17 protein-coding genes and 2 tRNA genes are annotated in these 17,390 nt (G+C 43.0%); 7 read left to right on the top strand and 12 right to left on the bottom strand.

The genetic code is table 11. The features are described from left to right. The first annotated feature begins 79 nt into the window (after positions 1–79). Positions 80–502 carry a hypothetical protein gene (locus tag FTV29_RS04780; RefSeq protein ID WP_180075193.1) on the top strand — a complete coding sequence of 141 codons (423 nt, stop codon included), beginning with the start codon at positions 80–82 and terminating at the stop codon, positions 500–502. A gap of 61 nt (positions 503–563) precedes the next feature. On the opposite strand, the gene FTV29_RS04775 is transcribed toward FTV29_RS04780, so the two are convergent. After that, a complete protein-coding gene (locus FTV29_RS04775) occupies positions 564–1,232 on the bottom strand; it encodes a methyltransferase (protein ID WP_180075192.1) in 669 nt (222 codons plus the stop codon). A 166-nt stretch (positions 1,233–1,398) separates the two neighbouring features. Further along, complete coding sequence (folD, locus tag FTV29_RS04770) at positions 1,399–2,247, bottom strand: bifunctional methylenetetrahydrofolate dehydrogenase/methenyltetrahydrofolate cyclohydrolase FolD (protein ID WP_100328806.1); 849 nt, start codon at positions 2,245–2,247, stop codon at positions 1,399–1,401. 153 nt (positions 2,248–2,400) lie between these two features. Here folD and FTV29_RS04765 point away from each other — a divergent pair. Together FTV29_RS04765 and FTV29_RS04760 are read left to right on the top strand one after the other, a co-directional pair. Continuing rightward, positions 2,401–2,474 (top strand) — tRNA-Cys (locus FTV29_RS04765). Between the two features lie 10 nt (positions 2,475–2,484). Then, positions 2,485–2,570 (top strand) — tRNA-Leu (locus FTV29_RS04760). Between the two features lie 119 nt (positions 2,571–2,689). Here the strand turns inward: FTV29_RS04760 and FTV29_RS04755 are convergent. The 3 genes from FTV29_RS04755 to FTV29_RS04745 form a co-directional block, all read right to left on the bottom strand. Then, positions 2,690–3,592, bottom strand: coding sequence for a YafY family protein (locus tag FTV29_RS04755; RefSeq protein WP_005096301.1), 903 nt, complete (start codon positions 3,590–3,592; stop codon positions 2,690–2,692). A gap of 154 nt (positions 3,593–3,746) precedes the next feature. Continuing rightward, positions 3,747–3,950, bottom strand: a complete 204-nt coding sequence (locus FTV29_RS04750; RefSeq protein WP_180075191.1) for a hypothetical protein — start codon at positions 3,948–3,950, stop codon at positions 3,747–3,749. Between the two features lie 216 nt (positions 3,951–4,166). Beyond that, on the bottom strand, positions 4,167–5,159 hold the full coding sequence (locus tag FTV29_RS04745; RefSeq protein ID WP_005171939.1) for an NAD(P)H-quinone oxidoreductase: 993 nt from the start codon (positions 5,157–5,159) through the stop codon (positions 4,167–4,169). A gap of 127 nt (positions 5,160–5,286) precedes the next feature. On the opposite strand from FTV29_RS04745, the gene FTV29_RS04740 reads away from it, so the two are divergent. After that, positions 5,287–5,631 (top strand): co-chaperone YbbN, encoded by a 345-nt coding sequence (locus FTV29_RS04740; RefSeq protein ID WP_005171940.1) that lies wholly within the window; start codon positions 5,287–5,289, stop codon positions 5,629–5,631. A gap of 76 nt (positions 5,632–5,707) precedes the next feature. Here FTV29_RS04740 and FTV29_RS04735 read toward each other — a convergent pair whose 3' ends face one another. The 3 genes from FTV29_RS04735 to cysD all read right to left on the bottom strand — a co-directional run bounded on the left by FTV29_RS04735 (position 5,708) and on the right by cysD (position 8,791). After that, positions 5,708–5,977: a hypothetical protein gene (locus tag FTV29_RS04735; RefSeq protein WP_180075190.1), complete on the bottom strand. Its 270-nt coding sequence runs from the start codon at positions 5,975–5,977 to the stop codon at positions 5,708–5,710. A 144-nt stretch (positions 5,978–6,121) separates the two neighbouring features. Beyond that, positions 6,122–7,738: a sulfate adenylyltransferase subunit CysN gene (gene cysN / locus FTV29_RS04730; RefSeq protein ID WP_180075189.1), complete on the bottom strand. Its 1,617-nt coding sequence runs from the start codon at positions 7,736–7,738 to the stop codon at positions 6,122–6,124. 138 nt (positions 7,739–7,876) lie between these two features. Beyond that, a complete protein-coding gene (cysD, locus tag FTV29_RS04725; protein WP_005096294.1) occupies positions 7,877–8,791 on the bottom strand; it encodes a sulfate adenylyltransferase subunit CysD in 915 nt (304 codons plus the stop codon). Positions 8,792–9,102: 311 nt separating this feature from the next. Between cysD and FTV29_RS04720 the strand changes: the two genes are divergently transcribed. From FTV29_RS04720 to FTV29_RS04710, 3 genes are all read left to right on the top strand, one after another. Next, positions 9,103–9,645, top strand: a complete 543-nt coding sequence (locus FTV29_RS04720) for a hypothetical protein (protein WP_180075188.1) — start codon at positions 9,103–9,105, stop codon at positions 9,643–9,645. A gap of 308 nt (positions 9,646–9,953) precedes the next feature. Next, positions 9,954–10,589, top strand: coding sequence for a YqiJ family protein (locus tag FTV29_RS04715; RefSeq protein ID WP_005096292.1), 636 nt, complete (start codon positions 9,954–9,956; stop codon positions 10,587–10,589). A 37-nt stretch (positions 10,590–10,626) separates the two neighbouring features. Continuing rightward, positions 10,627–12,333 carry a flotillin family protein gene (locus tag FTV29_RS04710; protein ID WP_005096291.1) on the top strand — a complete coding sequence of 569 codons (1,707 nt, stop codon included), beginning with the start codon at positions 10,627–10,629 and terminating at the stop codon, positions 12,331–12,333. 64 nt (positions 12,334–12,397) lie between these two features. Here the strand turns inward: FTV29_RS04710 and sucD are convergent, their stop codons facing one another. The 4 genes from sucD to odhB form a co-directional block, all read right to left on the bottom strand. Next, complete coding sequence (sucD, locus tag FTV29_RS04705; RefSeq protein WP_005096290.1) at positions 12,398–13,288, bottom strand: succinate--CoA ligase subunit alpha; 891 nt, start codon at positions 13,286–13,288, stop codon at positions 12,398–12,400. A gap of 12 nt (positions 13,289–13,300) precedes the next feature. Next, positions 13,301–14,467 carry an ADP-forming succinate--CoA ligase subunit beta gene (gene sucC / locus FTV29_RS04700; protein ID WP_005096289.1) on the bottom strand — a complete coding sequence of 389 codons (1,167 nt, stop codon included), beginning with the start codon at positions 14,465–14,467 and terminating at the stop codon, positions 13,301–13,303. Positions 14,468–14,639: 172 nt separating this feature from the next. Beyond that, entirely contained in the window at positions 14,640–16,070 is a 1,431-nt protein-coding gene (lpdA, locus tag FTV29_RS04695) for a dihydrolipoyl dehydrogenase (RefSeq protein ID WP_005096288.1), read from the bottom strand. Positions 16,071–16,165: 95 nt separating this feature from the next. Then, positions 16,166–17,380: a 2-oxoglutarate dehydrogenase complex dihydrolipoyllysine-residue succinyltransferase gene (gene odhB, locus FTV29_RS04690; protein WP_005171964.1), complete on the bottom strand. Its 1,215-nt coding sequence runs from the start codon at positions 17,378–17,380 to the stop codon at positions 16,166–16,168. Positions 17,381–17,390: the final 10 nt, after the last annotated feature.

Below are 17,390 nucleotides of genomic sequence, written 5' to 3'. Positions count from 1 at the left end.
ACAATTGATCACAATTGACCAGAGCAGCAGTTGAAGCAAACTATGGCATAATTAGCGCAAGACTTTAGGAAATATAAATATGAAAAGAACAACGGTCATTTTAGCTCTGGCTGCAAGCAGCTTCATGTTAAGTGCGTGTCAGACTGCACCACATCAATTCAACGGAAAAAGTGGCTATGAAATTCTGGAACGTTCAGGCAATACAGCAACCTTGAGCTATACGCTTTCAGGACGGCCTAATCAGGATGAAAGAAAATTGCAGGCAGCCTGTCAACAGACTTTGGGCGGTTCAAAAACCTATAATATCCAGATTTTAAGCACCAATGAAATTTCTAATCCACTTGCGGAGCAGGAACAATATGGCCGCCAATTAGGTAATAGCCGCACGCAAATCAGCTTAAGCAATACCCCAGATCTATATAATAGCGAGAATCTCGGTGCACGCGAAGCCTTAGACGCCCGCCCAACCACGATGCGTGTCATTCTTTATACTTGTTCTTAATATCCGATATATTCAAAGCAACACAATAAAAAGGGCTTATTGCCCTTTTTATTTTTCAAATTCAACGTGTTTTATAAAAACTGACATTACGAAATTCCGGCGATTCATCCAGGTCTGGCCAGGTCGTCGCGCTACGTTCATCCAGCTTTATATACTTTGGATGACTAAAATTTTTGACTCGACTGTCTGCTACCCATACTTCAGGTGCGAATTTTAAAAATTCATCCAGGAAGAAACGGTTGCATTGATCATAGAGCACATCTGCGGCTAACAGAATATCTAGCTGCTCTGCCTTATACAGATCATCCAAATATTCAAGCTCGACACTATTCAGCTCTGCATTGGCACGACATGCATCCAGACTGATCTGGTCGATATCACAGCAAATCACCCGTTTTGCGCCTGCCATTTTCGCTGCGATCGCCACTACACCCGAACCCGCACCAAAATCCAGTACCACCTTGTCTTTGACATGCTGTGGTTCAGCCAATAGCCATTGAGCCATAGACAAGCCAGACGCCCAACAAAAGATCCAATACGGCGTATCATTCCAGATACGACGAATCACTTCATCATCGAGTTTATCTGTTGGAAATACCGGTGGAATGAGCCATAAAGAAATAGGCGTATCGGGAAGCTGCTGCGCCTGTAATTCACAATGTGGAATCACATCATGTAAGGCTTTTAGCAGATGCTGAGGGGCTTTAGGCAATTGAAAGGTACAGCTCATTGGGTTTCTTTTAATTGGTATTTATATCTTTGAAAAATCTCCCTTAGCCCCTCTTTAAAAAAGAGGGGAAACTCTATCCAAAAATAGTGATCAGAGTTCCCTCCTGAGCTAAATTTAAAGCACTGCTTTTAAATTTAGCGCAAGTGGAGGGTTAGGGAGGATTTAATTAACCAAGCGCTTTTTCAGCAGCTTCTACCGTTTGACGAATCAAAGTGGTGATGGTCATCGGGCCCACACCACCCGGAACCGGGGTATAAGCAGACGCAATTTCTTCAATGCCTTGCAACTGGATATCACCTACCCCACCGCCATCCCGTGGATGGAAACCTGCATCAACTACCACTGCACCTGGTTTGATCCAGTCTTTTTGAATCAATTCCGCTTTACCGACCGCACCAACAATAATATCGGCTTGTTTTACAAATTCAGGTAGGTTTTGAGTGCGTGAATGGCAAATGGTCACAGTTGCGTTGGCTTCAAGCAGCATTGCCGCCATTGGTTTGCCCAAAATTGCAGAACGACCTACAACCACCGCATGTTTACCCGCGATTTCAATGTTGTTTTCTTTCAGAATCGTCATGATCCCGGCAGGCGTCGCTGACCCATAGGCAGCTTCGCCCATCGCCATACGCCCGTAACCCAGGCAAGTGACGCCATCGACATCTTTTTCAAGCGAGATCGCATCGAAACATGCACGCTCATCAATTTGAGCCGGAACCGGATGCTGAAGCAGAATACCGTGTACATCTGGATTGGCATTTAACTTTTCAATTTCTGCAAGAAGTTGTTTAGTTGTGGTTTCTGTTGGAAGCTCAACTTTCAATGAATCCATACCAACACGGCGACAAGCATTGCCTTTCATACGCACATAAGTTGCAGATGCACCATCGTCACCTACCAAAATCGTCGCAAGAATTGGAGTACGACCTGATTTTGCTTTCAGCGCTTCTACGCGAGTAAACAAGTCAGCTTCAATTTGCTTCGCCAATGCACGACCGTCTAGAACTAATGCCACGGCATTTCTCCCAAGTGTTGATATGAATCAATTTTGCACATTCTACATGAATAATTTAAATATTTTCCGCCAGATGCTGTTTTTATGCGCATACAAATGAATATGCTATTGTTTTTTTTTCAGGGCTTGATAATATACGCATCAACAAGACGTGGCGGGGTGGCAGAGTGGTCATGCAGCGGACTGCAACTCCGTGGACGCCGGTTCGATTCCGACCTCCGCCTCCATCTTGTTAAAGCCCGAGTGGTGAAATCGGTAGACACAGGGGATTTAAAATCCCCCGCCCACAAAGCGTGCCAGTTCGAGTCTGGCCTCGGGCACCATTTTAATCCTTGTTAAAATGGTGCAATAAAATCTCCAGCATTAAGCTGGTTTTTTTATGTCTGAAATTTAGAAAATAAGTCAAACTATCAATCAAGCCATCTTATACAGACGTGCGATTTTATCCCGCAGAACGTAAATAACGTTCTAAATCTTGCTCCAGTTTCTGCTGAAAATGTACAGGCTCAGTAATCTTGATGTGGGGCATCCAGTAACGCACCAAAGGTAAAAGCTGCATTTCATGGCGAATCTGACAACTGATTAACAACTCTCCCGATGCTGACTCTTGCTCAATCTGTTGTTCCGGAAATAAACGACGCTCTTTAAAAAACATGGCGACTTCTGGCTGAATTTTTACCCAGACTTGTTGTTTCTGCTGCCCAAACCAGATCCCTTCTTCATCCTCCAGAATTTTTAATATTTCAGCCTCATGTTCAAAGGGCTTCAGATCAAGCAACAATTCAACTTGCTGAATCTGACTGAGACGGTAGGTGCCTAGTTTTCCCTGATCTATACCCGCCAGATACCAAATGCCATGATGATGGATTAAACGATAAGGCTGGATATTTCTGGATTCTTCACGATAACGTAAATGAATATAATAACGCTTATGAATAGCAGCGGCTAAAGTTTTAAAATGCTCAGCAAACTGTTTGGTGTCTTCAAAATGATAGCCTTTTGCAGAAAACACCAGATTGGCACGATCATCTAACAATTCACGTAAAAACGACATATCCAACGCCGGATAAAGCTCACTGATCCCGGAAAGTTGAGCAAAGTTTTGAATATCTTGTAGCTTAAACCGTCCCAAATAAGAGGTATCCAGATAATATCTTTTTTGTTCATCCTGAAGTAAAGGCAAGTAAGAGCTTAGCCGATCGAAATCACGCTCTATGGTGCGGGTGCTGACCTGGAATTCTGCAGCCAATTCGGTAGCCCGAAGTTGATATCCGACATTTAATTTGGTCAAAATTCTGGCTAAACGCTCTGCAAGACGTTCATGTGTTGAAGCTTGCCGCTTCATAAATCCCCACTTAATACACTGTTATGTACTTACTTATAGCTAAATATTTGATTAATTATACTCAATCTCAATAAGTGAGTAATATTAGGACAAAGTCTAAGGCATTTATCTATATAAAGTCCTCGTTATCTATTGACTATAAAAATATCACTGCTTATTTAGATTTTCTGGATCGCTTTTGACCTGCATGACTATTCTGGGTGGTTAATCTTTCCACATAGCGCTCTAGATGCAGCATCGCACCATATAATTCATGTAGTTTTGTCCAAGTGATTGTCCCGCGTATAATCATTTTATGAATACGCCCTAACGCTTTTGAACCATGTTTAGGACTATAAGGTGCTGAAATAATTTTCATATATTTTTCCATCTCATATTCATGTGAATGTTGAATCTTTTAGTCGGAATTATCTATGAGTGCAATTTACCTATCATTCTTGACAGGTTGTGTCGCATAGTTGTTATTTTTTAACTTTTATTCAAAATAATATACATTTTTTTGTTGTTAAATTTTTATTTAAAACCAAAAAATACCAGTGAAATCACTGGTATTTTTTGACTCGATCACATTCGATCAAATTACTTCAACCACCACTTTACCGACATGCTCCCCGGTATCCATGGCTGCATGTGCATCTTGGATTTGATCAAACTTGAAAGTTTTATAAATCATAGGCAGACATTCACCTTTCGCCCATAACGGTGCCACTTGTTCTTTGAGACCTTGTGCAATTTCAGCTTTTTCAGCCCTAGTACGTGCACGCATGGTCGAACCCGTAATGGTCAGACGTTTCATCATGATAGGACCTAAATTAACCTCTTTGGCTTTACGACCGCCCAAAAAGGCGATATACACCAGACGTCCATCACGACGCAGCAAATTCAGGTTCCGCTCTAAATATGGCCCACCCACCATATCCAGAATGACATCGACCCCGCCATTGTCAGTTGCTTCATTAATCACTTGCTCAAAGTCTTGCGTCTTATAGTTAATCGCATAAGTTAACTCTGAAATAGCTGCAACCTTGTCATCCGTACCGACAGTCGCAAAGCTTTTAATTCCAAGTGCTTTACATAACATTAAAGCAGTAGTGCCAATGCCGCTGCTCCCGCCATGAATCAGCACGGTTTCGCCTGCTTTGGCCTGCCCCATCTGGAACACATTGGCCCACACGGTAAAAAAGGTTTCAGGAATGGCTGCCGCCTGTGTAAAGCTTACACCTTCCGGAATATTCAAGGTCTGGCTTTCTGGTACGACACAATATTCTGCATAACCACCACCATTGGTCAAGCCACAGACTTTATCACCAACTTTAAACTGGCTTACCTCAGCACCGACTGCAATCACTTCACCCGCGACTTCAAGGCCCGGGACTGGTGTTACGCCTTTTGGCATTGGATACAAACCTTGACGTTGCAAAATGTCTGGACGATTAATTCCGAAAGCATGGACTTTCACCAGAACTTCATCTGCTTTGGCTTCGGGGATCGCAACCGTTTCATAAGCCAATTTATCGATATCACCCGGTTCTATAATAATAATCTGTTGCATGCTTGCTTGTGACATATATTTCCCTGCTTATTGAATATTCAAGATACTTGGCGTTATTTGAACATAGTTAAGCTGAGGAATGAAGCCAAGTCGGACTTATGTATAATCAAGTCACTATTCAAAAAATTGATAGGAGATGGATATGAGCGAGATCATTGAGTATAACGAGAATAATTACAGTAATTTTGAATGGTTCGAAGGTTTTGCAGTCATTCGCTTTTATGCCGAATGGTGTAAACCTTGTATTCAGAATTTTCCGGTCTTTAATGAACTGGCAGCGCAATATGCTGAAAGCAAGCCCGAAATCAAATTTGGCAAAGTAAATATCGACCAATCTCCAGTATTAACCTTGCGCTATCATGTTTATGGCCTGCCTTCTACGCTGATTTTTAAAAATGGCACAATCATTAAAAGGATTGCTGGCGCAAAAAGTCTAACGGAGATAAAGACGATTCTATCTCAATCCCTAACTGATTTTTCTGAATAATTAAAGCATACATATCTGAAGATAAACTGTAGAGAAAATTTCGTTTTTACCCCTCGGTAAAATCCGGACTTGGTAATTAACCACGGCTTTTATACTCTTTGACCATCCGATCACTGACATCTTCCGGATAACACAAAGGTGCATGCCCACCCGCCCGATTATATGCACTACGTTTACCATAGCGACTGCCATTACTGGCCGTATTGTAAGGACATGGACAATTCCCCGGATAACGATCAATCGACTGCTGGATAATTTTTTGCTTAATTGCATCTGTACTGGTCGCCTGTTTAGCGTCCACCCCAAAAGCCAAACACAACCCGATTAAAATAAATATTTTTTTCATAAACACCCCTCAATATTTGTATTATATCGAGAAGAAATTTAAGTGAAAGTTCAACATTCACACGGCTGCACATTATTTACATACTTAAAAAGTATCCAAATAAAAAAAACCGCTTTACAGCGGTTTTTTTAAATCGACTCAGTCTTATAATCGAACCAATTCTACAATTTTCTCAGCAAGCTCTTCGACTGCTTCCACAATTAAAGTGGTGTCCGTACCTTCAGCAGTATCGGTAATCACCACCACACCTGTTTCACGAAGCAATGCAACTTGTGCAGCATCAAGACCCGCTCTGGCAATTGCCACGATGCCTTGCTGAATCAGTAAACTTTCAAGTGCCTGAGCATTTTCCAAAGCTTTTGCCGAGACAGTCAGCGCAGCAGGTTTTTGCCCCAAACGCGCAGCACGCACTTCAGCAGTCACAGGCTCATCATGTGCAGACCATTCAACTGATTCTTCCACCATACCTGCACCAATCGTCACGTTATTTAAACGATCAATGAAGATAAATGAACCGGTATAACGGCTGTCTTGATAACGGTCAAAGACCACGGGCGCATCAAATTCAACAGTCACATTGGCAATCGCATTCAGCTCAAGATTTTCGACCTGAACTTTCTCCAGTGTGTTGACGTTGGTACGGTAATGAATCGCTGTCACTTTTGCAGGAACAGTCTGTGTACCAATCTTAATGTTGTACAGCTTGCCAATCACCAGCGCTTGATCCGCCATCCACACCACAGTCGCTTGAACTGAACGAGAAATATTTGGAACCGCTTGATCGGCACGAATTAACACGTTACCACGTGAAATATCAATTTCATCGTTGAGCGTTAAAGTCACAGCTTGACCTGCAACAGCACGTTCAAGGTTGCCATCAAAAGTAACGATTTCTTTTACTGTTGATGATTTACCTGATGGTAAAGCCGTTACGGTATCGCCAACGTTGAGATCACCAAGTGCGATCGTGCCGCAGAAACCACGGAAATCGAGGTTTGGACGGTTGACATATTGCACTGGGAAACGAAAATCTGCTTTTGCCGAAGTACGGTTAATTTCTACCGACTCAAGCGTACCCATTAACGTTTCACCGGTGTACCACGGCGTATTGGCGGACTTGTTCACCACGTTATCGCCATTCAATGCAGAAATTGGCGTAAAGATGATGTTCGATGGTTTGCGATCGCCCAACTGCGCAACGAATGCTGCATATTCTGCCCGAATTTCATTGAAGCGGGCTTCAGAGAAGTCCACCAGGTCCATCTTGTTGATCGCAACGACAATATTTTTAATACCAAGTAAGCTTGCAATAAAGGTATGACGACGGGTTTGAGTTTGCACACCATAACGCGCATCAATCAAGATAATCGCAAGGTCGCAGGTCGATGCACCTGTTGCCATGTTACGGGTGTACTGCTCATGTCCCGGAGTATCGGCAATGATGAACTTACGCTTTTCAGTCGAGAAATAACGATAGGCGACATCAATGGTAATGCCCTGCTCACGTTCTGCCTGCAGACCATCTACCAGAAGTGCCAAGTCAGGTGCATCGCCTGTGGTACCGACTTTTTTCGAGTCACGGGTGACGGCTTGCAATTGATCTTCATAAATCAATTTTGAATCGTAAAGCAGTCGACCAATTAGAGTCGATTTACCATCATCTACGTTACCGCAAGTCAGGAAACGCAACAGGTCTTTATTTTCATGTTGTTTCAAATAGCCCAAAATATCTTGGCTAATCAGTTCTGATTGATGAGACATTGCCCAAAGCTCCACATATTCTTTAGAAATCGGTTTTGAATCCCTCTAAATCTCCCTTTATAAAAGGGAGACTTCCTCCACTTTTAAGCCCCTCTTTCTCAAAGAGGGGTTTGGGGAGATTTTTAGGGGGAGATTAAATTAGAAGTAGCCTTCCTGCTTCTTCTTCTCCATCGAGCCTGCTTCATCATGGTCAATCATACGACCCTGACGCTCAGAGCTGGTTGCCAAGAGCATTTCTTGGATAATTTCCGGCAAGGTATCTGCAGTTGATTCAACTGCACCTGTTAATGGATAACAACCTAAAGTACGGAAACGTACCGATTTCATTTGTGGAACTTCACCTTCTTTTAAAGGCATACGTTCGTCATCAACCATAATAAGTGTACCGCTACGCTCAACCACAGGACGTTCTGCAGCCAGGTAAAGTGGCACAAGTGGAATACTTTCCAAATAGATGTATTGCCAGATATCCAACTCGGTCCAGTTTGATAACGGGAATACACGAATACTTTCACCTTGATTCACTTTACCGTTGTAAAGGTTCCAAAGTTCAGGGCGTTGGTTTTTGGGATCCCAACGATGTTTATCATCACGGAATGAATAGACACGCTCTTTGGCACGAGATTTTTCTTCATCACGGCGCGCACCACCAAAAGCAGCATCAAACTTGTATTTATTTAAGGCTTGTTTTAAACCTTGGGTCTTCATGATGTCAGTATATTTTGAACTACCATGATCGAAAGGATTGATGCCTGCCTCGACTCCTTCTTTGTTTTGATGCACGATCAAATCAAAACCATGTTTTTTTGCCATGTTGTCACGGAAAGCAATCATGTCTTTAAATTTCCAACCCGTGTCTACATGCAGTAGCGGGAATGGAAGTTTGGCTGGATAAAACGCTTTCAGTGCAAGATGCAGCATGACTGCTGAATCTTTACCAATGGAATAAAGCATGACTGGATTTTCAAATTCAGCTGCTACTTCACGGATAATATGAATACTCTCAGCTTCAAGCTGTTTGAGATGAGTAAGTCTTTCCTCATTTAACGACATGGACAACACCAGCTTAGAAAAACGTGTACTTATGACACTTTTGAAAATTTATATTCATTATAGTGATTTACTTATCTTAGCCATTGCTTGTTTTATGATATTGATATATCAAAAGCTCATATAAAAATTCACTAATAACAAATATCAGTTTTTATGAATCAATAATGAACGTCACCACATCTGACTATTTTTGCTGTACTAATTTTTAAATTCATCCATAAAAGCATAGATAAATAATCTAAAGTAGTGGTTTCCAAGATGCTGAAAAATTAATAGAGTAGGCTAAATTCTCCCTTTGATATATTTTGCTTATGGCTTATAGCGCTTTTGATCTCTCCACTCTAAAAACTCGCCTGGAACAAGCAGAGCTTGCAGGTTACATTTATCAGCATCAACAACACATTTTAGTCTTACAAGAACCTTTCAGTGAAGATGGCAAGCCTTTAAATATCTATTTGCAACATGAACTGACTGCCGACCAGATCGGATTACAGTTTGGTCTGCGTTTGAAAGAAGGTCATTGGGAATTCTTATTGGGTGTGACGTATAGCAACCAGAATGCAGCTTATGAAATCGGTGCGGGTAATCTTAAAGGTGATCAAAAAGCCTTTAACTTACTCTATGCATTTTACAATTACCCTAAAGCATTCTATCTGGTGGCATTGCCTTTAACCAGCAATAGCCAGATGCTGGAGCAGACTTTGGGACAGCAACTTTTCAGTCAGCCGGATCTGCATTTTCTGGATACTGCGATCAAGGTGAACCCGATGGGTGAACAGATCACATGGATAAAAAACTATATTCTGCAACAGACTCTGGATATGAAAGTCCGGATTCAGACTGCCTTACTCTAAGTCTTTAAGAAAGAAATATAGAGATACTAAGGCACAGTATTTCTATATTTCTCAGAAAAACCAATCCACACAACCTTAAAATTTACACAACATATTGAAAATAATTAATTTTTTAGCAGATTCTAAATAAACTTATAGTTTACTATTAACTTTAATAGTTCAATAATTATTAAATACATAATATATTCAATCCTTGTTTATAAGGTTTTTTGTTATTTTTTTGCATACAAAATTAATAATTACTGCTATCGTTATAGCATCAGAGGCTTCCTTACACTTTTCCTAAAACATAATTATAGAGATAAAAAATGTGGGAACTGTTTACTCATCCGTCAAATATCGTATTTAGTATCAGCCTGAGTCTGATGCTGATGTTTGCTGCACTGGAATGCATATTACTGCTGCTCGGTGGCGGCTCGCAGAATATGTTAGAACAGTTTTTGCCTGAAGACCCCCTGCAACCAGAAATTAATCCAGATCAACATCCCGGCTTTTTCACCAAAGTATTTGACTGGTTATATCTGGGACGTCTGCCTTTATTTATCTGGCTCATCATTTTTCTGACCAGTTATGGCCTGAGTGGCTTATTGATTCAGGGAATATTTGAACGCCTGACCAGCCAGCTCTTCAATGTATGGCTAATTTCCCCAGCCTGTCTGTTTCTGTGTATGCCGATAGTGCGCTGGCTTGCCATGGCTGCCAGCAAGCTTATGCCTCAAGATGAAACTTCTGCCATTTATAGTGACGAGCTTATTGGGCGTACCGCAATCATTATTCTGGGTGATGCCAAAGTCAACTCTCCTGCACAAGCCAAAGTCCGGGATCAGCATGGCCAGACCCATTATGTTTTAGTCGAACCAGAAACCAATCAAATTTTAAATCAAGGTCAGAATGTCGTACTGACCCATAAAACCAAAAATGGCTTTCAAGCCACTGCACTCTAATTTTATTCAGCCAGAACCAAACTGAGACTTTATAACAATGTTAACTTTTGATTTATATAATATTTTAATTATTTCTGGAATTATTTTTGCAGCACTGGTGACCTTCGGTCTCATCATTGCGCGCCTATACCGCCGGTCCAGTAAAGAAATCTCCTTTGTGCGTACCGGTTGGGGTGGTGAAAAAGTGATTTTGGGCGGAGGCGCAATCGTGCTCCCAGTCTTGCATGAAATTATTCAAGTCAATATGAACACTCTGCGTCTTGAAGTGCGCCGTGCAGATGATCAGGCACTGATTACCCGTGACCGTATGCGCGTGGACGTCATGGCCGAATTCTATGTGCGGGTCAAACCTACTGCTGATTCAATTGCAACAGCCGCACAAACGCTCGGGCAAAAGACCATGTCACCGAATGAATTAAAAAATCTGGTCGAAGGCAAATTTGTCGATTCACTGCGTGCAGTAGCAGCAGAAATGGCCATGGAAGAACTGCATGAAAAACGGGTCGACTTTGTACAAAAAGTACAGCAAGTGGTTTCAGAAGATTTGCATAAAAATGGTCTGGAACTGGAAACCGTTTCCCTGACTGGCCTGGATCAAACTGGATTTAAATATTTCAATCCACAAAATGCCTTTGATGCTGAAGGCCTGACCAAGCTCACTGAAACCATTGAAGATCGTCGTCGCAAGCGAAATCATATCGAGCAGGATACCGACCTGGCGATCAAAACTAAAAATCTGGAAGCAGAACAGGCGCGCCTGCAAATCATTCGTGAAGAAGAATATGCCAAGCTGCAACAGGAACGCGAAATTGCCATTCGCCGTGCCGAGCAACTGGCTGAAATTTCTGCTCAGGAAGCCGGTAAAAAACGTGAAGCAGAAGAAGCACAAATTGCTGCTGAACGAGAAGTCGACCTCAAGCGTATTTTAGCGGCCCGTGATGTAGAAAATGAGAATATCCAAAAAGCGCAGCTGATTCAAAAAGCCCAAGTCGAACAAAAGAAAACTATTGAGCTGGCCGAACAGGATCGTGCCATTGCCATTGCAGAAAAATCTCGCGCCGAATCTGAAGCCAAAGCGCAAGCCGATCAGGCACGTGCTCAAGCGGTAAAAGCGGAAGAAGAAGTCATCACTGTACGCCAAATCCAGCAGGCAGAGCGTCAAAAAGCGGTTGAGCTGGTCGCAGCCAAAGAACACGCAGAAAAAGATGCAATTGCGATTACGGTTGCCGCTGAAGCCGGAAAACAAGCCGCAGCAGATGATGCCGAAGCAGTACGTATTGCTGCTGAAGCTGAAGCCGAAAAGGTTCGTCTTAAGGCCAAAGGTGAAGCGGACGCAAAAATTCTACTGGCTCAGGCGATGGAAAAACAGTATCAGGTCGATGCAGAAGGTACCCGTGCAGTCAACGAAGCCAATAATGTGCTGTCACCTGAACAGGTCGAAATGCAGATTCGCCTAGCCATGTTGAAATACTTGCCTGAAATTATCCGGGAAAGTGTTAAACCGATGGAAAATATTGATGACATCAAGATTCTTCAGGTCAATGGCCTGCATGGCAGTCATGCCGGTTCCTGTCAGACAGATGCACATCATGAAAATGGCAATGTTGCCCTGTCAGATCAGGTGGTAAATAGCGCCCTGCGTTATCGCAGCCAAGCACCCTTAATTGACAGCCTAATGAATGAACTTGGTATTCAGGGTGGTGATATTAATGGTATGACCCAGAGTCTGAAGGCTAAAACTTAAAAATAGAATGAGATATAAAAAAGCTCCCAACTGGGAGCTTTTTAGTGCATGTTTAATCTATAAATCAAACCAAACCTTTATCTTTCAATACTTGCAACATGGTTGAACCAAGTTCCGCAGGACTGCGGGTATATGCCATACCCGCACGCTCAAAGGCAGCAAATTTTTCTTCAGCAGTTCCTTTACCACCTGAAATAATTGCACCCGCATGCCCCATACGCTTGCCTTTAGGTGCGGTAACACCTGCAATATAACCGACCACAGGCTTGGTGACATGAGCCTGAATATATTCCGCTGCCTCTTCTTCTGCGGTACCACCAATTTCACCAATCATAATAATGGCTTCAGTCTGAGGATCGTCCTGGAACAGTTTCAAGCAGTCAATCTGGTTCATGCCCGGAATCGGATCTCCCCCGATCCCGATACAAGTCGACTGACCCAGTCCAAGCTTGGTGGTCTGCGCTACGGCTTCATAGGTCAAAGTCCCTGAGCGCGAGATAATTCCAATTTTACCCGGCTGATGAATATGACCCGGCATGATCCCGATCTTACATTCACCCGGCGTAATAATGCCCGGACAGTTTGGCCCGATTAAACGCGTGCCATTACCATTGGTTTCCAGATAACGCTTGGCTTTAAGCATGTCGATGGTCGGTACACCTTCAGTGATCACCACAATTAACTCAATGCCCGAATCAACCGCTTCAACAATAGAATCCAGCACAAATGGTGCAGGAACATAAATCACCGAAGCATCTGCGCCAGTTTCTTTCACCGCTTCGCGCATGGTATTGAATACTGGTAATTCCAGATGGGTTTGACCACCCTTACCCGGTGTTACACCACCGACAACTTTGGTGCCGTAAGCCAAAGCCTGCTCAGAATGAAATGTACCGTTTTTTCCTGTAAAGCCCTGTACCAATACTTTGGTGTCTTTATTCACTAATACGCTCATGATTGATACTCCTTAAGCTTTTACAGCAGCAACGATTTTTTCTGCAGCGTCAGCAAGACCATTTGCAGAAATCAATTTCAAACCTGATTCATCCAGTAATTTTGCACCCAGTTCCGCATTGTTGCCTTCGAGGCGAACAACCACAGGAACGGTCACATTTACTTCCTGAACCGCCGCAATAATTGCTTCTGCAATCATGTCACAACGTACAATTCCACCAAAAATATTAATCAACACACCCTGCACAGAGTGATCTGCCAGAATAATTTTAAAAGCTTCAATCACGCGCTCTTTGGTCGCACCACCACCGACATCGAGGAAGTTGGCAGGTTGACCACCATAAAGCTTGATAATATCCATGGTTGCCATCGCAAGACCGGCACCATTCACCATACAGCCAATGTTCCCTTCCAATGCCACATAGTTCAGATCGAATTCAGATGCTTTGAGTTCACGTTCATTTTCCTGAGACTTATCACGTAGCGCAGCCACTTCAGGCAAACGGTACAGTGCATTCGAATCAATCCCGATTTTGGCATCCACACACAGAATATCGCCATTTTCACGCACAGACAGCGGATTGATTTCAAAAAGTGCAAAATCATTGTCTACAAATGCCTGATAAGCAGCAGTCATGACTTTAACAAATTGATTAATTTGGCCATCTTTGAGTTTTAGGGCAAAAGCCACTTCGCGAGCCTGAAATGGCATGAGCCCCACTAAAGGATCAACTTCAACTTTAATAATTTTTTCAGGGGTTTCTTCAGCCACTTTCTCAATTTCAACACCGCCTTCAGTCGATGCCATAAAAGTAATGCGGCGGGTTGAACGATCGACCACCGCACCCAAATAAAGTTCGCGCTCAACAGGATAAACATCCTCAGATACTAAAATGCTATTTACCGGCTGACCATTGGCATCGGTCTGATAAGTTACCAGGTTTGAACCGATGATCTGGTTGGCATATTCAGCAGCCTCGGTAGCCGATTTAACGACTTTTACACCACCGGCCTTCCCACGACCACCTGCATGCACCTGAGCTTTCAGTACTGCGAACTTTCCACCTAACTGCTCAAAAGCATGTACCGTTTCATCGGCATTGGTGGCAAGTATCCCTTCCTGTACCGGCATACCATATTTTTTTAATAGCGCTTTTGCTTGATACTCATGTAAATTCATTCAATAACCTTTTATTACTTCTTTGCCTTGTTATAAACCCACCAGTACCCAGACGTCCGTCAAAGCAGTACCAGCATTTCTTAAAATCGTTATCTTTATTTTTAGATGATTGTTCCCATAAAAACAACCATGAAATGTAAAAAGAGCGACCTAAGCCGCTCTTTTTTTAATTTTATTTACGTTTGCGTTGAATCGCATGAATGGCACGACCATCGACCGCAAGTGCAGCTTCGTGTACCACTTCAGAGAAAGTTGGATGACCAAAAGTCATCAACTGTAGATCTTCAACTGAAGATACAAACTCAAGTGCAATCATACCTTGATGTACGATGTCAGACGCAGCAGGTCCAATCACGTGCATACCCAATAGACGATCTGTTTTCGCATCAGCAACAAACTTCACAAAACCAGCATTTTCGCCAGCAGCCATCGCACGGCCGTTTGCAGCAAAACCGAATTGACCGGTTTTCACTTCGTGACCTTTGTCTTTGGCTTGCTGTTCTGTTAAACCAACCCACGCCGCTTCCGGATGGGTATAGATGACAGAAATAATCGTGTCGTAGTTGACTTGAGCGGCATGACCGTGAATACGTTCAACGGCCATTACGCCTTCTTCCATGGCTTTATGCGCAAGCATAGGACCACGAACCAAGTCACCAATTGCGTATACGCCGTCCACAGACGTTGCACACCAATCGTTCACTTCAACCAGACCACGCTCAGTCAGTTTAATGCCGCAATCATCCGCCAATAAACCTTCAGCATAAGCACGACGGCCTACACATACGATTAACTTGTCGAAAGTTTGAGTCTTGTCTTCACCGCCCTGAGTGTACTTCACAGTCACTTCAGAACCGTTCACTTCAGTACCAGAAACTTTCGCACCAACGCGAATATCAAGACCTTGCTTAGTCAACAGTTTTTGGTAGTCTTTTGCCAAGGCTTTATCAGCCATTGGTAAGAATGCATCCATTGCTTCAAATACAACAACTTCAGCACCCAGACGACGCCAAACTGAACCTAATTCAAGACCGATAACGCCCGCACCAATTACGCCTAATCGTTTAGGTACTTCTTGGAATTCAAGTGCGCCAGTTGAGTCAACAATAATGTTTTGATCAACAGGTGCAGATGGGATATTGATTGGCACAGAACCAGTCGCAAGAATCACGTATTTTGGTTCTAAAATTTGAGTTTCGCCTTCATGAGAAACGAACTCAACTTTTTTACCGGCAAGTAATTTACCTGTACCTTTTAACCATTCGATGCCGTTGCCTTTCAGCAAGCCATCAATACCCATGGTCAATTGGTCAACGATTTTGTCTTTACGCGCTAAAAGTTTAGCAAGATCAAATTTCACTTCACCCGTGGTAATACCGTGATCATCTAGATGCTGCACTGTATCTTCGTAACGGTGAGAAGAATCAAGCAAAGCTTTAGACGGGATACAACCCACGTTTAAGCAGGTGCCACCTAAAGATGGCTTGCCTTTATGAATACGTTTTTCGATACACGCAACTTTGAAACCAAGTTGAGCTGCACGAATTGCTGCTTCGTAGCCGCCCGGGCCACCACCAATTACGACTAAATCGAATTGAGACATGTTTATCTCCAAATAATCCCCTTTAATCTCCCTTCAAAAGGGAGACCTAAGCCCTCTTTTTAAAAAGGGATTAGGGAAGATTCTTAATAAATAAATTACAGATCAAGGATAAGACGCGCTGGCTCTTCTAACAATTCTTTGATTGTTACAAGGAAACCGACTGCTTCTTTACCATCGATTAGACGGTGGTCATAAGACAATGCAAGGTACATCATAGGCAAGATTTCTACTTGACCATTCACTGCCATCGGACGTTCCTGGATTTTATGCATACCCAGAATCGCAGTTTGTGGCGTGTTCAAGATCGGAGTAGATAACAATGAACCGAAAGTACCACCATTGGTAATCGTGAATGTACCGCCAGTCATGTCTTCGATGCCTAATTTGCCATCACGCGCTTTCGCAGCGTATGCACGAATACCGTTTTCAACTTCGGCATAGTTCATGCGGTCTGTATCACGAAGTACAGGAACCACCAGACCACGCTCAGATGAAACTGCAACACCAATGTCATAGTAACCGTGATAAACAATGTCATCGCCATCGATTGATGCGTTCACTGCCGGATAGCGTTTTAGCGCTTCAGTTGCTGCTTTAACAAAGAATGACATGAAGCCAAGACGTGCACCATGACGTTTTTCAAACGCATCTTTGTATTGAGCACGCATTTCCATGATTGGTTTCATGTTCACTTCGTTGAACGTGGTCAACATTGCAGTTTCTTGAGTCGCTGCAAGTAAACGTTCAGCAACACGCTTACGAAGACGTGTCATTGGAACACGTTTTTCGATACGTTCGCCCACAGCAACGCTTAATGGCGCAGCAGCAGGAGCAGCTGGTTTCGCTTGGTGGTTTGCCACATCTTCTTTGGTGATGCGACCGCCACGACCTGTACCCGCAACATCAGCTGCTGCAACACCAGATTCAGTCAATGCTTTACGCACTGCTGGCGCTTGGTCTTGTACTTGCTGACGTTCAACGATTGGTGAATTACCTGCTTCAGTATTCGCCGCAGCTTGTTCAACTTTCTCTTCAGACTGAACTGCTTGAGTTTGAGCAGCGCCAGAAACAGCACCTTCTTCAAACTGTGCAATGACTTCAGCTGAAAGTACAGTGTCGCCTTCATTTTTAATGATAGAGGCAATTGTACCGTCTGCAGGAGCAACAACTTCTAAAACAACTTTATCAGTCTCAATATCACAGATCACTTCATCACGTGATACTGCTTCACCTGGTTGTTTGTGCCAAGTTGCGATCGTACCGTCCGCAACTGACTCTGGGAATACCGGTGCTTTAATTTCGGTTGCCATTACTTAGAAT

Source organism: Acinetobacter sp. YH12254, assembly GCF_013417415.1.
GTDB lineage: Bacteria > Pseudomonadota > Gammaproteobacteria > Pseudomonadales > Moraxellaceae > Acinetobacter > Acinetobacter pseudolwoffii.
This window is presented reverse-complemented; position numbering and strand designations above follow the sequence as displayed.